Origin of the sequence: Neolewinella agarilytica (assembly GCF_900110645.1) — a bacterium.
Classification (GTDB): Bacteria; Bacteroidota; Bacteroidia; order Chitinophagales; family Saprospiraceae; genus Neolewinella; species Neolewinella agarilytica.
Genome location: NZ_FOFB01000008.1, coordinates 191,620 through 215,915 on the forward strand (window position 1 = coordinate 191,620; position 24,296 = coordinate 215,915).

The 24,296-nt window shown below is 54.5% G+C and carries 21 protein-coding genes; 11 read left to right on the forward strand and 10 right to left on the reverse strand.

The features are described 5' to 3' along the window. Window positions 1-5 precede the first annotated feature (5 nt). Together BM123_RS09440 and BM123_RS09445 are read left to right on the forward strand one after the other, a co-directional pair. Window positions 6-602: an RNA polymerase sigma factor gene (locus tag BM123_RS09440; protein ID WP_090167622.1), complete on the forward strand. Its 597-nt coding sequence runs from the start codon at window positions 6-8 to the stop codon at window positions 600-602. Further along, entirely contained in the window at window positions 603-2,039 is a 1,437-nt protein-coding gene (locus tag BM123_RS09445) for a carboxypeptidase-like regulatory domain-containing protein (RefSeq protein WP_090167626.1), read from the forward strand. 2 nt (window positions 2,040-2,041) lie between these two features. Here the strand turns inward: BM123_RS09445 and BM123_RS09450 are convergent, their stop codons facing one another. After that, window positions 2,042-2,392 (reverse strand): type II toxin-antitoxin system PemK/MazF family toxin, encoded by a 351-nt coding sequence (locus BM123_RS09450; RefSeq protein WP_090167628.1) that lies wholly within the window; start codon window positions 2,390-2,392, stop codon window positions 2,042-2,044. Beyond that, window positions 2,393-2,635, reverse strand: coding sequence for a hypothetical protein (locus BM123_RS09455; protein ID WP_090167629.1), 243 nt, complete (start codon window positions 2,633-2,635; stop codon window positions 2,393-2,395). Window positions 2,636-2,800: 165 nt separating this feature from the next. Here BM123_RS09455 and BM123_RS09460 point away from each other — a divergent pair, with 165 nt between their 5' ends. Together BM123_RS09460 and BM123_RS09465 are read left to right on the forward strand one after the other, a co-directional pair. Beyond that, on the forward strand, window positions 2,801-5,680 hold the full coding sequence (locus tag BM123_RS09460) for an ATP-dependent Clp protease ATP-binding subunit (protein ID WP_090167631.1): 2,880 nt from the start codon (window positions 2,801-2,803) through the stop codon (window positions 5,678-5,680). 279 nt (window positions 5,681-5,959) lie between these two features. After that, window positions 5,960-6,991: a hypothetical protein gene (locus BM123_RS09465; RefSeq protein WP_090167633.1), complete on the forward strand. Its 1,032-nt coding sequence runs from the start codon at window positions 5,960-5,962 to the stop codon at window positions 6,989-6,991. 88 nt (window positions 6,992-7,079) lie between these two features. On the opposite strand, the gene BM123_RS09470 is transcribed toward BM123_RS09465, so the two are convergent. The 7 genes from BM123_RS09470 to BM123_RS09500 form a co-directional block, all read right to left on the reverse strand. Next, window positions 7,080-8,957, reverse strand: a complete 1,878-nt coding sequence (locus BM123_RS09470) for an ABC-F family ATP-binding cassette domain-containing protein (RefSeq protein ID WP_090167635.1) — start codon at window positions 8,955-8,957, stop codon at window positions 7,080-7,082. Window positions 8,958-9,081: 124 nt separating this feature from the next. After that, complete coding sequence (locus BM123_RS09475) at window positions 9,082-9,534, reverse strand: cupin domain-containing protein (protein WP_090167637.1); 453 nt, start codon at window positions 9,532-9,534, stop codon at window positions 9,082-9,084. Window positions 9,535-9,621: 87 nt separating this feature from the next. After that, the gene (locus BM123_RS09480) at window positions 9,622-12,564 is read right to left on the reverse strand and encodes a CHAT domain-containing protein (protein ID WP_090167639.1); all 2,943 of its coding nucleotides are present in this window, start codon (window positions 12,562-12,564) and stop codon (window positions 9,622-9,624) included. A 56-nt stretch (window positions 12,565-12,620) separates the two neighbouring features. Continuing rightward, entirely contained in the window at window positions 12,621-12,980 is a 360-nt protein-coding gene (locus BM123_RS09485; RefSeq protein ID WP_090167641.1) for a VOC family protein, read from the reverse strand. A gap of 129 nt (window positions 12,981-13,109) precedes the next feature. Further along, window positions 13,110-14,681: a glycine--tRNA ligase gene (locus tag BM123_RS09490; RefSeq protein ID WP_090167642.1), complete on the reverse strand. Its 1,572-nt coding sequence runs from the start codon at window positions 14,679-14,681 to the stop codon at window positions 13,110-13,112. Window positions 14,682-14,784: 103 nt separating this feature from the next. After that, complete coding sequence (locus BM123_RS09495) at window positions 14,785-15,432, reverse strand: HAD family hydrolase (RefSeq protein WP_090167645.1); 648 nt, start codon at window positions 15,430-15,432, stop codon at window positions 14,785-14,787. A 238-nt stretch (window positions 15,433-15,670) separates the two neighbouring features. After that, entirely contained in the window at window positions 15,671-17,362 is a 1,692-nt protein-coding gene (locus BM123_RS09500; protein ID WP_090167648.1) for a hypothetical protein, read from the reverse strand. Between the two features lie 194 nt (window positions 17,363-17,556). On the opposite strand from BM123_RS09500, the gene BM123_RS09505 reads away from it, so the two are divergent. The 5 genes from BM123_RS09505 (at window position 17,557) to hisF (ending at window position 22,271) form a co-directional block, all read left to right on the forward strand. Further along, window positions 17,557-18,618, forward strand: a complete 1,062-nt coding sequence (locus BM123_RS09505) for an AraC family transcriptional regulator (protein ID WP_090167650.1) — start codon at window positions 17,557-17,559, stop codon at window positions 18,616-18,618. 138 nt (window positions 18,619-18,756) lie between these two features. Then, a complete protein-coding gene (locus BM123_RS09510) occupies window positions 18,757-20,040 on the forward strand; it encodes a PQQ-dependent sugar dehydrogenase (protein ID WP_090167652.1) in 1,284 nt (427 codons plus the stop codon). Window positions 20,041-20,063: 23 nt separating this feature from the next. After that, a complete protein-coding gene (locus BM123_RS09515; RefSeq protein ID WP_090167653.1) occupies window positions 20,064-20,492 on the forward strand; it encodes a nuclear transport factor 2 family protein in 429 nt (142 codons plus the stop codon). Between the two features lie 204 nt (window positions 20,493-20,696). Then, entirely contained in the window at window positions 20,697-21,278 is a 582-nt protein-coding gene (locus tag BM123_RS09520) for an energy transducer TonB (protein WP_090167655.1), read from the forward strand. A gap of 234 nt (window positions 21,279-21,512) precedes the next feature. Further along, on the forward strand, window positions 21,513-22,271 hold the full coding sequence (hisF, locus tag BM123_RS09525) for an imidazole glycerol phosphate synthase subunit HisF (RefSeq protein WP_090167657.1): 759 nt from the start codon (window positions 21,513-21,515) through the stop codon (window positions 22,269-22,271). A gap of 157 nt (window positions 22,272-22,428) precedes the next feature. On the opposite strand, the gene BM123_RS09530 is transcribed toward hisF, so the two are convergent. Next, window positions 22,429-22,899 (reverse strand): hypothetical protein, encoded by a 471-nt coding sequence (locus tag BM123_RS09530; RefSeq protein WP_090167659.1) that lies wholly within the window; start codon window positions 22,897-22,899, stop codon window positions 22,429-22,431. Between the two features lie 58 nt (window positions 22,900-22,957). Here BM123_RS09530 and hisIE point away from each other — a divergent pair, with 58 nt between their 5' ends. Further along, window positions 22,958-23,572 (forward strand): bifunctional phosphoribosyl-AMP cyclohydrolase/phosphoribosyl-ATP diphosphatase HisIE, encoded by a 615-nt coding sequence (hisIE, locus tag BM123_RS09535; RefSeq protein ID WP_090167661.1) that lies wholly within the window; start codon window positions 22,958-22,960, stop codon window positions 23,570-23,572. A gap of 201 nt (window positions 23,573-23,773) precedes the next feature. Next, complete coding sequence (locus BM123_RS09540; protein WP_090167663.1) at window positions 23,774-24,220, forward strand: GatB/YqeY domain-containing protein; 447 nt, start codon at window positions 23,774-23,776, stop codon at window positions 24,218-24,220. The last annotated feature ends 76 nt before the right edge of the window (window positions 24,221-24,296 follow it).

Below are 24,296 nucleotides of genomic sequence, written 5' to 3' on the forward strand. Positions count from 1 at the left end.
ATCCCATGCTCCGAAACCTAAACACCGGTACGGCTAATCCAGACACGGCCGACGCCGATCTCCTCGCCCGCTTTCAGGAAAGCGGCGCGGCGGATGATCTCCTGCCGCTCTACGAGCGGCATGCGGAGCTGATTTACGCTCTGGGAATTCGTTACCTCGGCACACCGGAACGGGCGGAAGATGCAGGCATGGAAATCTGGGCCGTGCTGATGGAAAAGTTGCCGAAGCACGAAATCAAAAATTTCAGATCCTGGCTGCAAACCACCGTCCGCAATCACTGTCTGATGCAGCTCCGTCGCGAAAAACGGGACCCGCTGAGAAATAACGACGCGGAGCTTATGCAATCCGACCGCTTGCTGCATCTATCCACTGAATCAAATCATCAAACCAACAACGATACCCGCCCGCTGTATCACTGTCTGAAGCAACTGAAGGAAGAACAAGCCCGCTGCGTGCGGATGTTTTACCTGCAGGAGGGCGAGAGCTATCAGTCCATTGCCGAAAAGCTAGACCTAAGTGTAGGCAAAGTGCGTTCTCATTTGCAGAACGGCCGCCGTAACCTTAAAACCTGCCTGGAAGGGCGGGAAAAATCAACCGAATAAGTGTCCGAAACGAATCCTAACATCACCGAGTTGCTGCGTCGCTACCTGAGCGGCGCCATCACCGCCCCGGAGGAGGCGGAGCTGGAGCGGTTGGCCCGGAAGGACGAGACTTTGCGGGACGCTATGCAGGGCCTGCAGTCCGCTCCGGAAGAAGACCATCTGGCACGGGTGGAGCGGATGAAAGCCCGCGTTCGCCAGCAGGCAGGACAAGGGGCGCGGACGCCGGTGCAAAGTAAGGTTAAGGGCAGTGAAAGCCCCGCTGGAGGCGCCGTTGTTCGCCCCCTCCAACGCTATCGCTACTACGCTGCCGCCGCCGTCTTATTACTGCTCATCTCGGCCGTTTTTCTGCTGCCCCGCTTTCAGGAAGAAGCCTTCGCAACGGATGTAGCCATGAAGACAGAGCCCATTCAGGAAACGCCCGCCCCGGAGTTTTCTCCCGCCCCGGAGCCCGACCAGGCCGCTGAGGCAGAAGCCCCGACTCCCCTTGCTGCTGAAAACGAACCATCGGACCTGCGCCCCGGCGCCGCTACCTCCGCTGCTGCTCCAAAGCCTGCCCCCCGACAACAAAAAGACGTAGTGGTAAGCTCGCCCCCACCTCCTTCGCCCCCGGTTACTGCTGAAGAGGAAGAGATGAATGACGACATTGCGGAAGAGGTTTTCGTCGCCGCTCCTACGACGGCTGCCCCTACGGCTCCACCGGCAATCCGCCGCCCGTCCCCCGCTGCCGTGCAACGGACTGACGAGGCTGCCGCTAAACTGGAAGCACGAGCGGAACAGGAACGGGCATCCGTTTCCCGTAGCCGCAGCCAACGCTCCCGGGCGGAAGCGGATGATATGTCCGTTACTGCAGCTACAACTGCGGGCATTAGCAATGGTCCGTCAATACTTAGCGGTCGCGTTACCAACGAAAACGGAGAACCTGTTGCCAATGCTTTGGTACGTCAGCCTGGCCTGCCCATCGGTCAGCGAACGGATAGCAACGGTGTTTTCCAAATTTCTGCGGATGCAACAGCAACCATGCTGGATATCTCTCATCCCGATTTTAACGAGGAGCGTGTCGACGTAAAAAGCCTGGGCGCTGACCTGCAAATCACCCTGGAACAAGAAAAAAGAGTGGACTACGCAGAGTGGAAAAAATCCTGGGAATCCACTAAGATACCACTGGACGACACGCCCGGTTACGCGCTGCCCGAAGAAGGGTACAATGCCCTTCGTAAACGAATTGAGGAAAACAAACCCGAGGGTATTCCTGCGGGTAAAATCAAGTTTAGCTTCCTGGTGGATACGGACGGAATGCTCAGTGACTTCATTTTCCGTGGCCAACCGGAGCAGGCGACGATGGATTACATCGGCACCACCATCATGAACACCTCCATCTGGAATGTAGTGAAGGGGGAGGAGCCGGTCCGGGTTTATTTTAAGGTGGTGTTTGAGTAGGGCTAATCTTCCAGGTCCAGTACTATCCGAAGCGCATCCACCAATTGTTCCGCTGCTGCCTCCGGCAAATCTCCCAGCTTCCGGCGGAAACGCCGGTTATCGATAGCCGTCACCTGATCCACCAGAATGTCTCCCGGACCATTAAGACCGCCATCTCCTTCATTCAGGTGAATGCGCAAGATGGTGGCTTTGGGTTTCAGATTGGTCGTTAGTGGGCAAACCATCGTTGAAGGATGGCCGGCGGCATTGAGCATATCCGATTGCACAATCACGACGGGGCGGGTTTTACCGACTTCCGTTCCGCTTTGTGGATTAAGATTCGCCAGCCAGAGCTCAAATCGTTGATAGCTCATTTAGTCCTTGGGTAAAGTTTCCAGTAATGTATCGTCAAAGTCCGCCAGCACCTCCATGGAGTCTTCCCGAACGAGCTCAGACTCAAAAGCGAGTTGCTCTTTCAACAGTTTACGCCGTTGAATGCGGTTGTAACTAGCCAGGGCCTCGTTGATATAGCGGTTGCGGGCTTGCTGCAGCTCACCCACTATTTTCTCCGTCTCCTGGAAGATGTGATCATCAATTTTTAGCGAAATGGTTTTCATGCCAGTATATATTTTGAGTATATCGTAAAGGTATACCCTGAAACCAATGTGAAGTTGTTAAAGTTTCAGCATTTGGTCGATGGATTTGCTTGGCCCGTCGTCAATCCGATCTTCCTTGTCGCCTGACCTGAAAGATACCGCTGCTCAACCTTATCTTGCGTCCCTATGACGTACGAGAATTTCACTACTAAAGCTCAGGAGGCCATCATTCAGGCCCAAAAGATTGCTAAAGAGATGGATCAGCAACAGGTGGATACACCTCACCTGCTGGCCGGAATCATCACGGTTGACGAAAGCGTTGCTGATTTTATCTTCAAGAAAGTGGGCGTTGACACCGCTGCCGTCCGGCGGGAGATCAAAGAAACCCTGACGGACTATCCGAAAGTAAAGGGAGCGCAGAAGCAATTTCTGACGAATGACGCCAACCGGGCCCTGAGTCGGGCGAAGAAAATGCTGACCGATTTTGGTGATCAGTATATCAGTATTGAGCTCATGTTGCTGGGCATCATACAGGGAGCCAGTGATAAAGGAGCTCGCATTATGAAGGAGCTTGGTGCCACCAACGATGGTATCCGCGGCGCCATTCAGGATCTGCGTAAAGGGAAAACCGTTAGTGAGCCCGGAGACGACAACACTTACAATCTTTTAGAAAAGTACACGATCAACCTCAACCAGCGGGCGGAGAGTGGAAAGCTGGACCCCATTGTGGGGCGTGACGAAGAAATCCGTCGTTTACTGCAAATCCTCAGCCGTCGCAAGAAAAACAACCCGCTCTTAATTGGTGAGCCTGGAGTTGGTAAGACCGCCATTGTGGAAGGTATTGCCTGGCGCATCGTTAAGGGCGACGTGCCGGAAAGCCTGAAGTCAAAAGAAATATTTGTGCTCGACATTGCCGGCATGCTGGCCGGCGCGAAATACAAGGGTGACTTTGAAGAACGCCTAAAGGGCATCATTAAGGAAGTATCCAACAGTAACGGCCGCTACGTACTTTTCGTAGACGAAATACATACCCTCATCGGTGCTGGTGGAGGCAACGGCGCTATGGACGCGGCTAACATCCTGAAGCCTGCGCTGGCCCGTGGAGACCTCCGCACCATTGGGGCAACGACCCTGGATGAATACCAGAAGTACTTCGAGAAAGACAAGGCCCTCGTGCGTCGTTTCCAAACCGTACGCATCAATGAGCCCAGTGTGGAAGACACGATCTCCATCCTGCGGGGACTGCAGGAGCGCTACGAAGTTTACCACAAGATCGAGATCCTCGATGAAGCCCTCGTTGCTGCTGCTGAGCTAAGTAACCGCTACATCAGCGATCGCTTCCTGCCAGACAAAGCCATCGATCTGATCGATGAGTCTGCCGCCCGTCTCCGCCTGGAGCTGGATAGCGTACCGGAGGAAATCGACGAAGCCGACCGTAAAGTGCGCCAGCTGGAGATTGAGAAAGAAGCCATCAAGCGGGAGGGCAGTGCCCCCAAGCTGAAGTTGATCGAAGAGCAGATCGCCAACGCCCGTGAAAGCCGTGACAGCCTGCGGGCCCGCTGGCGCAACGAGAAGGATCTGGTGGACAATAGCCAGAACCTCAAAAAGCAAATGGAAGAACTGGAACTGGAAGCCGACAAGGCAGAACGCGCCAGTGACTTTGAGACCGTCGCCAAGATTCGCTACGGACAGTTAGCGGACCTGCAAAAGCAGATCGAAGCGGCTGAAAAGGAGTTAGAAGAACTGCCTGATGACAAGCGCTTCACCAACGAAGAAGTAACGGCTAACGACATCGCCGAAGTAGTGGGCCGCTGGACCGGTATCCCCGTTCAGCGAATGCTGCAGAGCGAGCGCGAAAAACTGCTCAAACTGGAGGATGAACTGCACAAGCGGCTCATCGGTCAGGACGAGGCTGTGCGCGCCGTCTCTGATGCCGTCCGGCGCTCCCGCGCCGGCCTTCAGGATGAGAACCGGCCCATCGGTTCTTTCATTTTCCTGGGCCCTACCGGTGTCGGTAAAACGGAGCTGGCCAAGGCGCTTGCTGAAGTCCTTTTCAACGACGATAAAGCCATCACCCGCATCGACATGAGCGAATACCAGGAGCGGCATACCGTGAGTCGCCTGGTGGGGGCCCCTCCCGGATACGTTGGTTACGACGAAGGTGGCCAGCTGACCGAAGCCGTTCGCCAACGGCCTTACTCTATCGTTCTGCTCGACGAGATCGAGAAGGCTCACCCGGACACCTTCAATATCCTGCTGCAGGTGCTCGATGATGGCCGCCTCACGGATAACCGTGGCCGCGTAGCCAACTTCAAGAACACCCTCATCATCATGACCTCCAATATGGGGGCGGATAAGATTCTGGAGAACTTCGAAGACCTGGCCAGCGTCGGAGACGAGCACCGGGGCGAAATCATCGCTACTACCAAAGAGGAAGTCTTCGATACACTAAAAGAGGAGCTCCGTCCGGAATTCCTCAATCGGATCGATGAACGTATTATGTTCCTGCCTCTTTCCCGGGAAGAGATCAAGAAAATTGCCCGTCTGCTGCTGCGTAAGACGGAGAAGATGCTCGCCCGCCAGGGAATGATGATCAAGATCAGCGAACGTGCCCTGGACTGGCTTGCAGAGCGGGGCTATGACCCGCAGTTTGGTGCGCGCCCGATGAAGCGCGTACTGCAGGCTGACCTGGCCGATGAACTGAGTAAAGACCTGATTGCGGGTAACTTCGTCGCCGGAGACACCATCTACGCCGACGCTGGTAAGGACAAGCTCACCTTCAGTAAAAAGCCCTTCCCGAAGAAAGAGCCCGCTGCCGAAGTAGACGAGGAAGCCGCTGCTGAAGCCAAAGCCGTGCTGGCCGAAAAGGCTAAAGCAGAGGAAAAGGAAAAGGCCGAAAAAGCGCCGCGGAAGCGGAGCCGACGCGGAGGAAAATCCAAGCCGAAAGCAGAAGACAGCGAAAAGGCCGAAGAGGAAAGCAAAGAAAACGTGGCCGAGCTGAAGAAGGCTACGCAGGAACTGCTGGACGCTACGGAGGCGGTGAAGAAGGAGAAGAAGAAAAAGTAATGTAGTATTGTAGCCGGTAGTAATGTAGTGCCCGGCACACATGCTAAAAGGGACTACATTACTACCGACTACAATACTACATTACTAAAAAAGCAGCCCCCATCACCCGCGAAGACGATGGAGGCCACCAAACAACATAACGTAAGTCTTGCGGTGGGATCCCCCCTGCTTTTAAGCTTTCTTTGGACCTGCGCTTTGCGCCCGGAAAACCGAAAACAGCCGCAAATAGGTAACCATTCGAGCGTGGACTAAAGTTGCAGTTGTTACCTTGAGCGGACGATGAAAAAGAAGCCCATCATCCCCGTACGCGAGCCACTGCGCAATTACCTGCGCCAACATCGTCGCGAGGTGAAATTGCCGCTGCAATACGAAGACCTGGATCGGTTCAGCCAAACCGCCGCCCTGATCAACCATGAAGGGGAAGATACCCTCTGGCAGACGATTTATTACGAAGAACACGAGCGGGATTTTATCCTCAACGGCTTGCGGAAAATCTACGCTTTACTGCGGATGGATGGGGACATGACGGCCCTGGAGCACCTGGAAGTAGCCCGGGTAGATTACTGTCTGTTCGGTAACACCCGCCCGTTTCGCGTCCGGATCATCAACCGGCTCAATGATAACTACGATCACTTCTACGTTAAGAAATCTGACGCTAACCGCGTCTACGGCCTGGAGTTGGAGGAATTGCTGAGCCCGGAAAGCGTCCGCTATCTCATCGACGGGCCGACACTGATTGAAGAGCACATTGCCGGCATCCCCGGCGATGATTTTTTCAAGGATAAGCTGGACGACATCACCTTCAACCAGATTCGGATGGCGAAGGAGTTCGTCAAGTTCAACGAGCGTTGTTTCGTGCGCCTGTTGGGCGATATGCGGGCCTATAACTACGTGATTGACATCACGCCAGACATCGAAGGAAGCCAGTTTCGTTTCCGGGCCATCGACTTCGATCAGCAATGCTACGAGGGGAAGAAAAATTTCTACCTGCCGCAGTTTTTTAAAGAGAATAACCCCATCATTCTGATGGGTATCGAGCACATCGGTCCGCAGGCCGTCCGGCAATACCAGCTGGAAGAACGGGCCATGATCGGGGCCCGCATCAAGGCGGGTAACCGTCGCGTACGGGATTTGCTCAAGGTGATTACGGAAGACGAAATCTCCGAGCCCGAAAAAATCCGGCAGCTGCGACGAGAGCTAAATGACCACCATCAAACGAGTCGATTCGCCCGTTGTAATACGATGGGAGACGTGCTGCAGGCGCATTTGCGGCTGGCGCTGGAGAAGGACTTCAGGCAGAGTTTTGGGTAGTTAGTCTTTTGGTGCGTTGGTGTTTTGGACTGTCTCTTCCCACATGCGGCAGCCCAAAATACCAACGAACCAAAAGACTAAGACATCCCTATCCCACCAACTCCATCCACTCCATTTCCTTCTCCTCGATCTGTTCGTTGAGTTCGGCGAGTTCCTTGCCAAGTGCAGCGATTTTTTCGTTGTCGAGCCCGGAGGGATCCAGAAACTGCTTATTGATCTTCGCTTTCGCCTCCTCCAGCTTTTTGAGTTGGCCTTCTACGCGGCGAATGGCTTTGCGTTGCTCCTGCGAAATGTGCTCCTGGGGCTGTTCTGCTTTTTTGGGCGCGGGCGCAGGTGCAGCGGACGTTTTTTCGGCAAGGACGGCTTTCTGCTCCGCCAGTTCCTCCTTGCGCTTTTCCCGGTACTCGGTGTAAAGACCGTTCCAGTCGCGGAGGTTACCATCCTCTTCGAAGATGAAGAGGTGTTGACATATCTTGTCCAGGAAAAAGCGATCGTGAGACACGATGAGCACACAGCCGGGGAAGTCCATCAGGAATTCTTCCAACACGTTGAGCGTCATGATGTCCAGGTCGTTCGTCGGCTCATCGAGAATGAGGAAGTTGGGGTTCTTCATCAGGATGGTGAGCAGATAGAGTCGCCGCCTTTCACCACCGCTTAACTGACTTACGTAAACCTGTTGCTGCTTCGAGTTGAACATGAAGCGCTCCAGCAGGGCACGAGCGGTCAGCTTCAGCCCCTTCGCCAGCGGAATAAACTCCGCGATCTCGCGGACCACCTCGATGACGCGCTTATCCTGGTCCAGATTAATCCCGTCCTGGGTGTAGTAACCAAAGACGGTGTTGCTGCCGTGGACGACCTTGCCGGTGTCCGGCTCCAGCTCTTTAGTGAGCATGTGCAGCAGGGTGGATTTACCCGCCCCGTTGCGGCCCACAATACCGGCGCGTTCCTTTTTCTGAAATTTATAGCTGAATCCTTTTACCAGAGTCCGGTCGCCGTAGGATTTACTGATGTTATGCGCCTCCAGAATCTTACTGCCCAGCCGCTGACCGACGATCTCCAGTTTCAGCTCTTCCTCCTGCCGGAAGGAGCCCACCTTGCTCTTCAGTTCGTGGAAGGCGTTGATGCGGCTCTTCGCCTTCGTGCCCCGTCCGCTGGGCATCCGCCGCACCCATTCGAGCTCTTTCTTCATCCGCTTTTTATCCTTGGCCAATTCGGCAGACTCGGTTTCTTCGCGGGTGGCTTTTTTCTCCAGAAACTGAGAATAGTTGCCGGTGTAGTGGTAGATGTTTCCACCGTCAAGCTCGATGATGCGGTTGCAGACCCGCTCCAGGAAGTAGCGATCGTGCGTTACCATCAGGAGCGTGAGGTTCGTTGATTGCAGCCATTCTTCCAACCACTCGATCATGTCGAGGTCGAGGTGGTTGGTCGGCTCATCCATGATGATGAGGTCGGGCTCGTCGATGATGAGTTTGGCCAGGGCCACGCGTTTGCGCTGGCCTCCGGAGAGGGTGCTCACCCGTTGGTCAAAGCGGTCGACGTTGAGCTTGCTCAATACTTCCTTGATGCGGGCCTCGATGTCCCAGGCCTGGAGTTCATCCATCCGGGTGAGGGCGTCCTGCAGTTTTTCGGGTTGATCGCTGCGGGAGAGTGCTTCCTCGTAGTCGCGCACGGCCCTGACCATCTCATTGTCGGAGTCAAAGACGGCGTCCATCACCGTATCGTTTACGCCGAAGTCCGGCTCCTGCGGCAGGTAGGCCATCCGGGCATCTTTGTGCACGTAAATCTCTGAGCCCAGACCTTCCGGCAAGTCGATACCTGCGGCTACCCGCAGCAGGGTAGACTTTCCCGTTCCGTTCTTGGCTACCAGGGCTACTTTGGTGTTCTTCGCCACCTGTAGATTCACTTGATCAAAGAGAACCTTTTCGCCGTAGATTTTGGAGACTTTCGTGAGTTCGAGGTAAACCAAATTGCAGGTATTTTAGTCCGTCCGTTGGTTCGCTAAGCAATCACTTCGACTACCAGCAAAATCAACATCCGAACTATTTGACTAAAGAACGGCGAAGGTACGGCGTTGTGGGTTAGGGATTGGCCTAAAGCTCGTCGGGGGCAGGCGTGCCGCCTTTCATTTTTTTCTCTTCGGGGAACTGGACAATCATCATCTGGCAGGGCTTTCCGTTCAGTACACCAGAGCGGTGGCCTTTCTGGTTTGTTGTTCCCTGGTCAGCACCGAAGGAGATTTCTCCTACGCGCATCTCTGTCCGTGTTCCGTCCATAGTTTCTACCCACCAGCCTCCGCTGAGGGGAATGATCCATTGCGGCTGAGGGTTTTCATGCCAGTCACCGTCGAAGTCAGCGGGTAGCTCGCTGAAGATTATCTGGCTGGCCCCTTTCAGCCATTCATTATTCCACTGGCTACCGGAGTTTCCTCCCATGCTTTCGAGCGTAAAGCCCGTAAGTTGGCGCTTTTGCTGCCGGCTCGTTCCGGAATCGTCAGTGTATACATGCCAGTAATTAATGACGGGTTGATCGGTAGATTTGGGCATGGTTTTTATTTTTCCAACGGAACGAGCAGCCCGGGAGTTTACCCACTCCGTAAGCTGGGAATAACCCGAGCCACAAAACCTTGCTTTTTAGCTTTTCCCTGCACCCGCGTCCGCGCCCCGCTTTTGCTTGTTATAATGGAGTACGTACCCACCCATGAGGAGGAAACCCACGAGTGCACCAGCTAAGTAGTACCAGTTTATTCCTCCGCCAGCAAAATCAATTGCCCCGGCCTCCCCATACAGCGTCATGGCTGACCAGAAGTACGGATGCGCAAAATCCCCGCCCTCCAGCTGGGCCAGCTGAGCGGCCGACAGTGCTTCGCTGCGGTCTTTGCCCGTGGCAAGCTCCCGGTAGAAGGCCACCATCAGGTCACGGGTGGCCGCGTCGTCCACTTGCCAGAGCGTTGTCAGTGTACTCCGGGCGCCAGCGGCCGTGAAGGCTGTGGCCAGGCTGAGCGTCGTCTCTCCGGGCACGTAAGTTCCCAGGCTGGTTTCACAGGCGGAGAGGACCACTAATTCGGTCTGCAGTGGCAGCGCGGTCAGATCGTTGTAGTAGAGCAGCTCTTCCAGCTCCAGGCTGTCTCCCCGCTGGGTGAAAGCCACGAAGCTGAGCTTGGGGTCCGCCGCATTCACCATGCCGTGAGTGGAAAGGTGAAGGATTTGCCCATCCCCGAGTTCCTCGAGGAACCGACTTCGGGTGGCTTTGTCTCCGACGAAAATCCGGGTGCCAGGCACCATATCTGCGATGTCTTCGACCTCAGCCCGGTTAAAGCGAAGGGGCTGCAGCCCCACCAGCGCCCGCTCTCCTAAACGGGCGGCCAGGGAAACAGACCTGCCCACCGCCTCCGCGCTGGCCTCTCCGCCAAAGGAAGGCGCAAAGCCCAGTAAATTATGTTGGTAACTCACCGCAGGTCGTTCGGACAGCTCCCGCAAAACAGTGGCTGAATAGGCGTAGCGGATACGATGAGCGGACTGCAAGTAAGTCAGGCCGGCGTAATTCAACGGAGGCTTCTCTTCCGTCAAAGGAAGGGCGCCAAAGGGCAGTAAGGCCAGTGGGCCGTCAGGTATTATGCAGAGGTTTTCTCCTAAATCCAGCGATTCATCAGACAGTAGTTGGCGGAGTAAAAACTGCCCTTCCCGCAGAAATACTTCATCGAAGGCACCTTGTTCTTCAGCACTAAGCAAACTCTTGCGGCGGTAAGCTCCTTCCTGGATGGAGGCCCGCCAGCGCCGGATACTCGGCGCCAGTGCAGCCGTGTTTTGGAGCGCCGTAAACTGTAGCTGCCCGTCCGTAGAAAAATAGAAGCGGTAGCCGTCTTTTTTGCCGAGGTGAAAAGCCAAGAGGTCCGAACCCGTATCTGATAACAATGAGTGCAACTCCTGACGGTCAATCCCAAAATCAGGGGTGACTATTTCTTTTCGCTTGCTTTGCACCAGGCGGTCAAGCTGAAGCCGGGCGGCGGCCAGGAGTTCCTCGTTCGTTGCCTTCGTGTCGAGGCTTCGCTCCAGTTCTGCGATGCGGGCTCTTAGCTCCGCTTCCTGCCGGGGCATAGCGTCCTGATTTTGTTTCAGATTAGCAAGGAGCGTGTAGGCTTTCGCGCGTTCGCTGAGTTCAAAAGCGGACCAGTCATGACCGGCAGCGGGTTCTTTTTGGTGCAGACCATAGAGCAAGGTGATGGCCTGGTCAAAGTAAGGGCGAAGGTTCTGGCTGAGGTAGCTGCGGCTTTCGTCGGCGCTGACGCGGGTGCGAAGTTGGTCTTGCAGCGCAAACAGCAGGGTGTAGTCGGTCAGGGCCGCCTCCGGCCGGCCCAGGGAAACCAGTGTCCTGGCCCGGTCACCCAGCAAATCAGCGGCAGTTTCCAGCTCATCCGCGCTCAGGCTGTCGGGGTTGGGGTAGGCCAGTTCGTCCGCGGCGTAGGGTGCCAGCAGTTGCAGGCCGGCGTTGAAGGCCGCTAAAGCTTTTTCATGGTTGCCGGTTTCCCGGAACACGACGCCTTCAACACTAAATAGGCGGGGGAGGTAGTCTGGCGCGTCCTCTGTCAACAGCGCGCGTGCTTCGGCAACGTGGCCGAAGGCAGCCGTTATTTCGCCGGTTCCTCCCTTCGCCCGGGCGAGGTTAAAGTGCAGGCGGCCAATCTCTGCTTTCCCGACTTCGTTCTCCGTCAGGTAATTGATGGCCCGTTCCCAGTAAGCGATCTTTTCCTGGTCATTGCCCAGGTCGTCGTTTATGGCTCCCAACAGGTTGAGGGTTTGCCCTATTTCCAGCGGGTCGCCGATCTCTTCGCCGTATTTCAAGGCTTCTTTGGCGGCAGTAGCGGCTTCTTCAAGTTCCTGGAAGGTGTAGAAGGTCACCCCGGAGGTATAGTAGACGTAGTGCGCATCGTATACGTCCGCCGCTGACGTTTTATGGAGCAGGCTAATCGCTCGTCGCGAAGCACTCACTCCCGTCTGATAATCCCGCACCTGAGCGGATACCTGAGACAAATCCTGAAGGCTCCGCAACCAGTTTACCGAATCGGTTGGCTGCACGGTTTCATAAATGTCGATGGCTTCCCGAAGCAGTAAGGTGGCAGAGTCCGTCTGCCCCAGGTAACTCAGGCAATTAGCGAGGTTTCTGCGGCTGTGGGCCTGATCTTTGTGCGCCTGGGTGAACACCTCGTCCCGGATCAGGATGGCCTTGCGGTAAGCTGATGCTGCGCCGGCATCGTCGTATTCGTTGTAATGCGACACCCCGATTTTATGCTGCGCCAAACCGCTTAAGCTATCGATGATGGGCGTACCATTGTCCTCTTTCATCAGGGCTGCATAGGCCTGTCTTGCGGGCAGAAAACTATCTACTGCTGACCAGGCTTCTCCGGCCTTCAACAGGTCCGTACGGCTACCTCTTTGCCAGAAAGCTTCCGCAGCAGCTGCGTACTCTTCTGCCTCAAGCAATTGCTCAGGGCTTTGGCCCGACAGTGTAGCGCTGACGGCGATTAAAAAAAAGAGGAGAGCTCCCCAGCGAGAACCGGTGCAACGGTGGTAATTCATAGCTTATGGGGTGTAGGGACGACCCCAAAGATAGGCCCAAGGGAGTATAACTATCGTCAGCTAACATCCTCCATCACAAAAATAGCGTTGTTGTTCAGGTCGTAGAAGCCAAACTCGTTCGTACCCCAGGGAGTGTTCATCTGAAGTTTTTCCGGCCCGACGGTTCCTCTTTGCACAAACTCTTCGAAGAGTGGCAGAATGCCCTTCACCCAGATACGCATGACGCCCGCCAGCACGGGGTCGTCTTCCGTTCCCTGGTGCCATTGCAGGTGAAACTCCATGTTCTCCCGCTGCAAGATGGCATAGCCTTCCTGCTCCGTCACGTTCTGGAAACCCGTCTTCTCCGCATACCAGGCAATGTCACGAGCAAGGTCTCCGGAGGAAAGGACGGGGATGGTGGCGAGGAATTTGGTCATGGGGGAGTGTAGTAATGTAGTTTTGTAGGGCTGTAGGGCTGCCGCATGTCATAGGCGGCAAGACATTATTTTCTCCGATATGCAGCAGCCCTACTACATTACTACCGGCTACAAAACTACAGTACTACCTCACTGCGCCGCAGCCAGCAACGCTCCCATATCCACTTTGGGGCCGATGAAAGCCGCCAGGTCTTCGATCTTAATTCGCGTCTGTTCGAGGGTGTCGCGATCGCGGACGGTGACGGTGCCCTTGTTTTCGCCTTCTTCGATGGTGTCAAAGTCGACGGTGATACAGAAGGGTGTACCTACGGCATCCTGCCGGCGGTAGAGCTTACCGATTGCACCGGTGTCATCATACTGCACGTCGAAGCGGAAGCGCAGGTCGTTGAAAATGTCTTTAGCTACCTTCACGATCTCCGGCTTATTTCGCTTCAGGGGCATGATAGCCGCCTTGATGGGGGCCAGAGCAGGGTGGAGCTTCATCACGTCGCGTACGTTGGTCGGGTCATCCTGACCGGGAACCTGCTCCGTGCGCAGCGCATGGCTCATAGTCGCCAGGAAGAGGCGATCAGCACCGATGGACGTTTCCAGCACGTAGGGAACGTAGCTCTCCTTGGTCTCCGGATCGTGGTAGGTCATCTTCTTGCCGGAGAGTTCCATGTGCGCGCCAAGGTCAAAGTCGGTGCGACTGTGGATACCTTCCAGCTCCTTGAAGCCGAAGGGGAAGTCGAACTGAATATCAACCGCAGCATCAGCGTAGTGTGCCAGGTTGTCGTGGTCGTGAAATCGCAGCTTCTCTGCCGGGTGACCAAGAGCCAGGTGCCACTTCATGCGGGTCTCTTTCCACTTGTTGTACCATTCTTTCTGCGTGCCGGGCTGAATGAAGAATTGCATCTCCATCTGCTCAAACTCCCGCATGCGGAAGATAAACTGGCGGGCAACAATTTCGTTGCGGAAGGCCTTACCGATCTGGGCAATACCGAAGGGGAGCTTCTGCCGCGTGCTCTTCTGCACGTTCAGGAAGTTGACGAAAATACCCTGCGCCGTTTCCGGGCGCAGGTAGAGTTTGCCCTCCTCGCCGGCAATGTTACCGAGCTGGGTGGAGAACATGAGGTTGAACTGTCGTACGTCCGTCCAGTCTGCTGCACCAGACTCCGGGTCTTTGATCTCCAGGTCAATCAGCATCTGCCGTAGCTCTTCCATATTGCCATCCGTCATGGCGGTAGCAAGGCGCTGATTGATCTCGTCCATCTGGCCCAGGTAGCGCTTCACGTTGCCGTTCGTTGCCCGGAACTCCGCTTCGTCGAAGGCATCACCAAAGCGTTTTTTAGCCTTAGCGATCTCTTTATTGAGCTTACCCTCGATTTTTGCCACGTGATCTTCAATCAACACATCAGCACGGTAGCGCTTCTTACTTAACTTATTGTCTACCAGCGGATCATTGAAAGCATCGACGTGACCGGAAGCTTTCCAGGTTTTCGGGTGCATGAAGATCGCGGCATCCAGGCCAACGATGTTGTCGTGCAGCTGCACCATGCTGCGCCACCAGTATTCCTTCAGGTTGTTCTTCAGCAGTACGCCGAGGGGACCGTAATCATAAGCGGCACTCAGGCCGTCATAGATCTCACTACTTTGGAATACGAAGCCGTAGTCTTTAGCGTGGGAGGTCAGTTTCTTGAAGTCAGCGAATACAGTAGACATGGGGTAATTACTTTAATCAGGGCGCAAAGATAATCAGATCAACGGCATAAGAAGTTGCGGACGAAGGTGTTTCTATTAGAGGGATTTTGGGCTTGATTCATCATTATCCCTCCGCAAAGAGAAGATCATACAACTCACGGTGATGGTGGTAGACCGTAGCCCCGGCGTCTGCGAGCAATTGTTCGTTCCCGTGCCGACTCAGCGCATAGGTCCGGAAGCCTCCGGCGATGGCGCCCCGTACGCCGGTGGGGCTGTCTTCAATGACAACACATTGCCCGGGGCGGTAACCCATCGTTTGGGCGGCATGCCGGAAGATGGCGGGATCGGGCTTCCAGCGCTTCAGGTCGTAGCAGCTGAAGACCTTATCGCCAAAATAATTTGTTAGCCCGGTGAGGGCTAAATTCATCTTGATTTTCGCTGGCGGGCCGCTGGAAGCAACGCAAACCGGCACCCGTATTCTGTCCAGCAATGCACTGATACCATCGACTGGCTGAAGATCCGTTTTAAACCGATCAAACGTGCGCTGCCGGAATTCTGACTCGAAAGTGTCGGCCAGGTTTTTTCCGGTCTCTTCCCCGAGAAAACGGATGATACTGTTCAGGGACTTACCCAGGAAATGATGTTCCAGTTCTGTTTCGGTGAGTATTACCCCGATCTCCCGGCTCATCTCTGACAGTACCGAAAAGGTGATCTGCTCGCTGTCCACCAGGATACCGTCGCAATCAAAAATTATACATTCGGGTGTTGGCATGGACGAAAGTAGTAAATCAGTTCTTTAAGGATGGCGCGGCCGCAGGTGCAAGGAAGAGCTGAAAGAGCAATGCTGGAAGAAGCACGGTCTTAGCTGGCTGTCATTATGAAGGTTGTTTGCACCTGCGTCTGCGCCCAAATAACACCAATTAATGAGCGAAACCCGGCTGAGGTACTGTGGACAGTATCTCAACCGGGATCGGCACCTGCCACCAGTGCTATCGCGACTACCCTGCTATTCAAGTAACCGACCAGGTGCCCACCGGCCCCCGGTAGTAAACCGAGTCATCATAGTATTTATGTTCCGGAATTTGCTCCTTAAGGTTGGCCGCAAATTCCTGCATTTTCTCCATGCCTTCGGCGTTGGTTAGCCGGGAGACGAGCACCTGGCCCCGGCTGAGGACCATGGTTACTAAATCTCCACCGAAGACGGGCTCCAGTTTTTCCCAGAAGGCGGGTAACAACATCGTGGCTGCTTCGTAGTCTCCCGTGCCCTCCACAATGCCGAAAAGATCTGGAGAACCCCGGAAGGAGATGTTACCGCTGATCTCATTGGCCAGATTCTCCAGGGCAACTTCATGCAGGCGTTCCTGATCTGCGGGCGTCATGGCCGTAAAATGACTTTTGTTGACGTAGGTAAAATGATCGCCCCGGTCTACTGCATAAGCAATGTGGAGCTGCCCGACGAATGGTACGGAATAAACCTCCGCCTCCAGGGGTTTACCATCATTCGTACCTACCCGAATGTTTGAGGTTTGTGGATTAACGTCTTCCGCCCTGAGGTGAATGACGCGCGGGAAGACGAAGGCCATCGGGATATCATCGACATCATACTGCATGTCAGAGGAGAAGGCCTCCACCTTATCCCCCAGTTGAAAAGGAACAATGATGTGGGCGCCCTGGTGGCGGGTAATGATCTGTTCTTGCAGGTCCTTAAACCATTTTAGGGGGTATCCGCCAGCGGGCTCCGGGTCTTTTTCCAGTCCTTCTTTTTGGTCCATCATGTCCGCAAACTGGACGGCAAAGTCCATATAGTGTTTATGCAGCCGATTTCGGTAGGTCGGACTGACGGAAGTCGGGGTACTGAACACAATTCCCCGCGTTTCGCTGAAGGTAACCAGCGTAGGCACTTTCTCCGGGCCAATTAGTGCCATGGTAAAATCTTCCTGCGGCAGTTGCATTCTGCCATCCAACTCCTTACGTTGCCAGGAGGACATCAACAGGCCGGCAAAAAGACTTTCGTATCCGGCCAGTCGGGTGTAGATGACGTCCAACATGGGAAGCAACGGGCTGTTGGGCAGGAAGCTCTCACGGCTTGTCCGGTTCCAGAGTGAGTAGTTGCCCTCCGGTGGCTGAAAATCCTTTTTTAGCTCAAAAAGATCGATGAATCCGATGGGTTCCGGGCGGGGTAGTTCGTCTCCCGCAGGCAATTCTTCAAAGGGAACAATTCCGTAATAGTGGGCGGCACCCCAGCCGTCTTCTTTGGCCATTTCCCGGGCATAATAAGGAAAGTAAGCGGCCTCCTCCTCCGTGTAGGCGAAGAATACGGGGTGTTTCAGCCCCGTTTGTTTATGGGTCAGTACCATCGGGATCAGAATGGCGTTATCGTCCGTCATTTTTCGGATCAACAGATCTTCGGGGCCACAGTCAAAGTCATGCTCTTCGCCGGTGTAGTGAGCCATGGTCAGGATGGCATCGATGCGCAGCAGGTTCGTGGTCTCCTTGAGCGTGGGCTCCGGCGTTCCTTCGGGAAGGTGGTGGTAGAGGGGCCTTGCTGCAGCACGAGACTGCCCTGGCACGAAGGGCTCCTCGACTTTTGGGTTCGATGCGGGCTTAGGAGGTTTTGGTGTGGAAGCAGGAGTAGAATCAGTAGGCCGCCGCTCAACTTTCGGTTCTTTCTTCCGGCCGAAAAGTCTTTTGAAAAAGGACATAACAGGGTCTTTGAAGTTTGATTGAGGTAAGGTAAGGGCAATGGCAAACAGAAAAAAGCGGGACGCAGAGAAAGTGTTTTGATCACTAATCCGAGACGAGGGAGTAGTGTGTAAAACACGGAGAGAATGTTAAAAGGTCCATCGTTCCTGCAGTTGAGTACGTTATTTTGGCGTAAAAGCCGAAATTGCCGTTTATGGAAGTCAGCCAACAGCTCCTCTTTTTTTTCTCCGCTCTCGGAGCCTTTAATGGTTTGGTGCTCTCCATCTATCTCCTGTTTTTTCTGCGACCCGGGCGTTTGAGCAACCGGCTGCTGGGCCTCTTGCTGCTGGCCCTGAGTATCCGTATCGGGAAATCTGTTTTCTTTCACTTTGACCGGACGCTGGCAGCGGAGTATCTGCAGTTTGGTCTGACGGCCTGCTTCTTCATCGGCCCTTTGCTGTGGGCGTACCTGAAGGCCAGCCGGGACGGGCTGGAGCGCATCCCCCGTAGCTGGTGGTTTGGCTTTGTCACCCTGGCAGTCATAATTCTGGGAGTGGGCTACTGGCGGCCCTATGCGCAATACCCCGCTTTTTGGAATGGAGAAACAAATCTCATTGGTTACGGCATTTATAATGTCTGGTCTCTGGGGATACTGGCAAGTGCCTATGTACTCTGGCCGATTTTCCGGAAAGGGGAGAAGTGGTCAGTCATCGAATTGTGGTGGGTGAATGTATTTGCCGGCAATCTAATTGTCCACCTGGCCTTTCGTTTTGGGGCCTATGCGGGCTACATTGCCGGGGCGCTGTCTTTTTCATTGGTGTTTTATCTCTTCATTCTGTGGTTTGTGCTTCAGCGCCGGCAGGCCGGCTTTTTGGTGAAAGAACGACCCAAATATGGAGACCGTAAAATTGAGGCCACCGAAGCAGAAGACTTACTTCAACGTTGTCAGACACTGATGGAAACGGAGCAGCCTTATCTGGACCGGGGCTTTAAGCTGGTTGATCTCGCTAAAGCGGTGGATAGTACGCCGCACCAAATTTCTCAATTGCTGAACGATAATGCTGGCCAGAGCTTCGCCGCTTTTATTAATGCTTACCGGGTGAAGCATGCGCAGCGATCCATTTTGACGGAAGACCACCTTACCCTGGAAGCGATTGGCGAAGAATCGGGCTTCGGCTCCAAATCCGCCTTTTACTCGGCTTTCAAAGAAGAGACCGGAACAACGCCGGCCCGGTACCGAAAGCAACTTCTGACCGTTACCCGCCCCCAGGAGTAAAAGAACGGTTACGGGCTAAAACCCGGTAAAACACCACGAAAACCTCCAGAATTATGATTCTGGACCTTTGGACGACCCAATTATTAGGGAACTGTGCTGCCTGACCGGTCCTTTGTGGAAACAACTCCACAATACCCCATGAAGGCATTGCTTACCGGATTCTCTTTGCTGCTGCTACTTTCCTTTTGCACCTGCGACCGCGCTTTTGATAGTCAAGGAGTCAAACAGTCAGGGAGTCAAGTAGTCAGGGAGTCAGATAGTCAAGTAGTCAAACAGTCCGGGAGTCCGGGAGTGGCGCGGCCGGTGAAGGAAACCGTAATGGCCGGGCTGCGCCGGCCCTGGTCGATGAAGTTCCTGACGGAAGACGAAGCGCTGCTCAATGAAAAAGACGGACAACTGCTGCGGGTGAACCTGATGACGGGCGATCGGATACCCGTCAAGGGTCTACCTGCGGATCTGGCCGATAGCCTACTGTTTGACACCCTGGCCCTGCCGCCGAATTCAGCATTCAACAGCGCCCATGGTAAACGGGTAAAGTTCAATGCCGGGCTGTTCGATATCTGCCTCGATCCTGAATTTGAGCAAAACCAATGGGTGTACCTCTCCTACGCTGCGCAGGAAAGCATCCACGGCTATGGCCTGCGGGTGGTGCGGGGCCGACTGGCAGACGATGCGCTGACGGGCCTGGAAACGCTGCTTACCGTTGGTCCGTTCACACCGGTTCTTTTTCATTTTGGAGGTGGCCTCACCTTCGGCGCTGACGGGAAACTATACGTCACCGCCGGAGAACGACTCTTCTTCGACAGTGAGCAACCCGCAGAAACGGTGGCGCAGAACGTTGCGGACCGGCGGGGCAAAATCTACCGGATCAATCCGGATGGTTCCATTCCGGCGGATAACCCGGGTTTCGGCCCTGATGCAGTTCCCGGCCTCTACGCCAGGGGCATTCGTGCGGCGCAGGGGCTGGCCCTGCATCCACATACCGGTGATATCTGGTTTACGGAGCACGGCACGATCCAGGGGGATGAGATCAATGTCCTGCGTGCTGGCGCTAACTACGGCTGGCCACTGGAGACCACGGGCAAATACCGCGGCGGCTATTCGCCGCCGGAGCTGGACGTAGTAACCACCCGCCCGGCCTGGTACTGGCTACAGACCGTAGCGCCTACCGGTCTGGCCTGGTACTTCGGTGATGAGTTTCCTTCCTGGCGGGGTGATCTACTGGTGCCGGGGCTCTCGCGCGGCAGCTTGTGGCGCGTCCGCACTGAAGGGCGAACGGTTAAAAGCCTGGAGGAGCTGCTGGTAGATGATCGCTCCCGAACCCGTAAGGTCGTCATTAGCCCGGAGGGGAAAATCTATCTGCTGACGGACGAAGAGGACGGCAAAATCATTCGCGTCCGAAACAAGAATAACGAACAATAATTAATCACCAAACCACCGTACTAATGAAAAAAGTACTTCTTTTCACCCTTCTTTTCTTTGCCGTTCTGGCCACCACCAACGCGCAGGATACCTCATCAGACTACGCCCTCGTGGAGCAAACCGTAGGCTATTACCTCGACGGCGGCACGAACCGCGATTTCGAAACGCTGAAAAAGGCTTTTCACGAGTCGGCTAAAATCCGCTACCTGAAAGACGGTGTTTACCATGAGGCCAACTGTCTGGAATTTTTTGGCAAGATGAAACCGGGAGAGAAACAAGACCGGCAGACACGTATTGTCAGCATTGACGTGTCCGGCTATGCCGCTTCTGCGAAATTAGAAATTGAATACCCCACCTTCACCTTCGTCGATTATATGACGTTGATGAAAATTGACGGTAAGTGGCTGATCATGGCGAAGGTTTCTTACGCTCGCCAGCACCCCGCAAAATAAACAGGACCATGTTCCCCGGCCTTCAGAGCTCTTAGGTTACACTGCGCTAAGCGCCGGGGAACATTCCTCCTTTTTTTGAAAATGAGCCCAACGATCGGGCCGCTTGACGGCGTCTGTCCCGTTAAGGAAAAGTAAAGCTTCTGCCAATGTGCCAACCCTTTGAGCATCTCTCACTATCTTTCTACTAACCTGAAACACAGCAAAATGACTACACCTTATCTCCGCTTTGGCCTTTTTCTCGCCCTGCTACTTTGCCTCCTGGCCTGGGCCTTTGATCCGGGATTCCGGTGTGGTATGTCCGCTTTGGAAAACCTGCCGCCGGAGGGAGACCTTCATGTGGACGCCTATGGCCCGTCGGCGGCTAACTACCTTAATCAACTGCCTGCGGAGCTGCCTACGTTTCCAGGCGTGGAGTCGGCTGAATACGCTGAGCGGGCGATCCGAAGTCAGAAAAACCTGGCCCATTACCTGCGCACAAACATTAATGAGCAAGCCATTGCCGGCAAGCGAGGCCGGGTGGGCATTACGTTTACGGTTGATCAGGGAGGGGAGGTTCGGGAGGTTAGCCCAACCCGACTTACGGACCCGGCTCTCACGGTTGAAGTGATGCGGGTCTTTGGCTTAATGCAGGGCAAACGCCTGCGTTGGAATCCCGGAAAAATTGATGGTAAAACGAGAGCCATGGAGTTAAAACTGCAGCTTTCTTTTGGCCTCCGCTGCAGCGATTGCGAAGGGCTGGATCAGGAGATGGCGATCAATCAGATGGACGCCGACCATTTCGGATAAAAAGGGTGGGGCGACGGAGCGCAGGGTGCCAGCTAAGGGATAAAAAGCAATGGTTCTTCCGTCAATAAGCTGTTAATGCGTTGAACCCGTCACCGGGCTTTTAACATCAGGTTTAAGGCCTCCTTTGGTAGGAATTGCGGCGATCGTGATGAGGTGACGGTGAATGTTGTAGAATGGTAATGTGGTGCAACCCTAGGCTCCCTTAAGCGTTGTAGCAATTTCTGAACTTCCTTTATGCTCGCCAAACGTATCATTCCCTGCCTGGATATCAAAGACGGCCGTACCGTTAAGGGTGTCAACTTCGTTAACCTCCGCGACGCGGGCGACCCCGTTGAGCTGGGCGCTAAATACTCGGTGGCTGGCGCTGACGAGTTGGTCTTCCTCGACATTACGGCGACCCACGAGCGCCGAAAGACGCTTGCTGATTTAGCCCGGGACATTGCGCGTCATCTCAACATTCCCTTTACCATTGGAGGCGGAATCAAGGCGATTGAAGACGTCGATGTTTTACTGAACGCTGGTGCGGATAAGGTGAGCATCAACTCGGCCGCCGTCCGCCGCCCGGAACTGATCGATGAGCTGGCCTACGGCTTCGGTAATCAGTTCGTAGTGGTCGCCATCGACGCGAAAAACGTGGAGGGCGAATGGTTCGTTCACCTCAACGGCGGGCGCATCAAAACGGAGCATAAGCTCTTCGACTGGGCTAAGGAAGCTCAGGAACGAGGTGCCGGAGAAATCCTCTTCACGAGCATGGATCACGACGGCACTAAGGCTGGCTTCGCCAATGAGGCTCTGGCCCGGATGAGTGACCTGCTGAGTATCCCCATCATCGCCAGCGGCGGAGCGGGTAACAAGGAGCACTTTGCGGAGGTGTTCACCACCGGCAAAGCGGACGCTGGCCTGGCGGCCAGCATCTTCCACTTCGGAGAAGTGGGCATCAAGGAACTAAAGGATTATTTGGGAGAGGAAGGTATCCCGGTGCGGCCGGTGTAGGGGCGGCCGACTAACGAAAACGATGGGCTAAAGCCCATCGCTGAACCGAATGACCCTCCGGGTCTCGTTACGTAATCACCTGCTAGTGGCCTGTCATTTACGGATGATTCCTTTGCTACGAATCCCCCCCCCACTGCACCTGCGTCCGCGCCGGCTCCTAAATCATCGAAGCGACGCCACCAAGGAGTGCCAGGATGAAGAATAATGCATACAACCCAAGTATAATGGCCAGAAGGATACCCATAAACTTGAACATGCTCTTCAGGGAAGCAAAAGCTTCGCTGGCTGCAGTAGGGTTTCCATTATCTGCTGCCTTAATGACATTAGTGGAAAACTTATACAGCATAACCGTAGGGTAGATGTAGAGAGCGAATAGCAAACCGTAAAAAATAAGGATGGCGGTACCTCCCAATGCTCCGGCAGCGCCTAGATCAGAACTCGCCAGGGCCATCATTGTACCTCCAAAGAAAAGCAGGCCTAGCATCATCAACCCGATGGAAACGAGGCTAACGATGGAAATGAACCGACCCCATTTGCCCGCAGTTTTGAGGTTGATGAGGTCAGTAGAGGTAAGCTGAATACCAGTTGTGCTCATGCCGGCATCAATAGTTCCGTAATCATCAGTCATAAGGTGGGTGTTTAGTTAAGTGGTTTAGGTAATTTTGTGCCCCTAAAGTAAATAAGTAATGTTGGTATCCCCAAACAAAGTTGCGGAGTTGAATTTTGCCAAGAGCCCTGACGGTCTTCTCCCGGCCATCGTACAAGACGCCACCACCCGAGTGGTGTTGATGCAAGGATATATGAATCAGGAAGCGGTCGATAAGACCTTGGCGACGGGTAAGGTTACCTTCTTCAGCCGCTCGAAGCAGCGGCTCTGGACAAAGGGTGAAACCAGCGAAAATTACCTCCATCTTGTTAGCATTTCGGCGGACTGCGATAAAGACAGCCTTCTCATTCAGGCTCGTCCGGATGGCCCCACCTGTCACACCGGTAGCGATACCTGCTGGGGAGAAGCTAACCAGGGAGAGTTTCTCGATCACCTGGAACGAACCATTCAGCATCGTCGGGATAGCCCCAGCGAAAAAAGTTATACCAGCCAGCTCCTGGCCCGGGGCATCAACAAGGTTGCTCAGAAAGTAGGCGAGGAAGCCGTTGAACTCGTAATCGAAGCCAAAGACGACGATCGTGACTTGTTCCTCGGCGAAGCCGCTGATCTGATGTATCACTATATTGTACTCCTGGCTGCTAAAGGATATTCGCTGGAGGATGTACGGGAGGTTTTACGTTCACGACATAAGTAGACGGTGCTGCGCGCCTTTTAGACGCGGCTTCGCCAGCTTTTAGACAGGAAAAATCGCTTCGCTCTTTTCCTTTTCAGACGCTTCGCTTTTAAACTCCCCAAAGATTATAACCGAAGCCCTGAAAGGCGAAGCCGTTTGATAAAGCGCAACCTTCCCCGCCCACTAAAACGTTCTCTTTAAGAATCAAAACATTCCCCACCCATGACGCTAGAAGAGCGCATCACCGCCGACATGAAAACGGCCATGAAGGCAAAAGACAAAGTAAGCCTGCGCGGTATCCGCGCCATCAAGAGTGCGATTATGCTGCAGAAGACGGATGGCTCCGGTACGGTGCTGGACGCCGACGGAGAGATCTCCCTGCTGCAAAAGCTCGTTAAGAGCCGGCAAGACAGCCTGGATATTTACACCAAACAAAACCGGGAAGACCTGGCCGTTACGGAACGGGAAGAGATCGAAGTGATCAGTAAGTACCTCCCCGAGCAACTCTCTGAAGACGAACTCGGTGCCCTCATCGATGAGGTGATCGCCAAAACCGGTGCCAGCTCCATGAAAGACATGGGTAAGGTGATGGGCATGGCCAATAAGCAGGCCGCTGGCCGGGCGGATGGCAAAACCATCGCTTCACTCGTAAAGCAAAAACTGGGATAAACCTCACGGTTTAGTGTCCCGAAAATAAAAAAGGCCCGCCTCCGAGTAATTCGGGGCGGGCCTTCTTGTTTTAGCT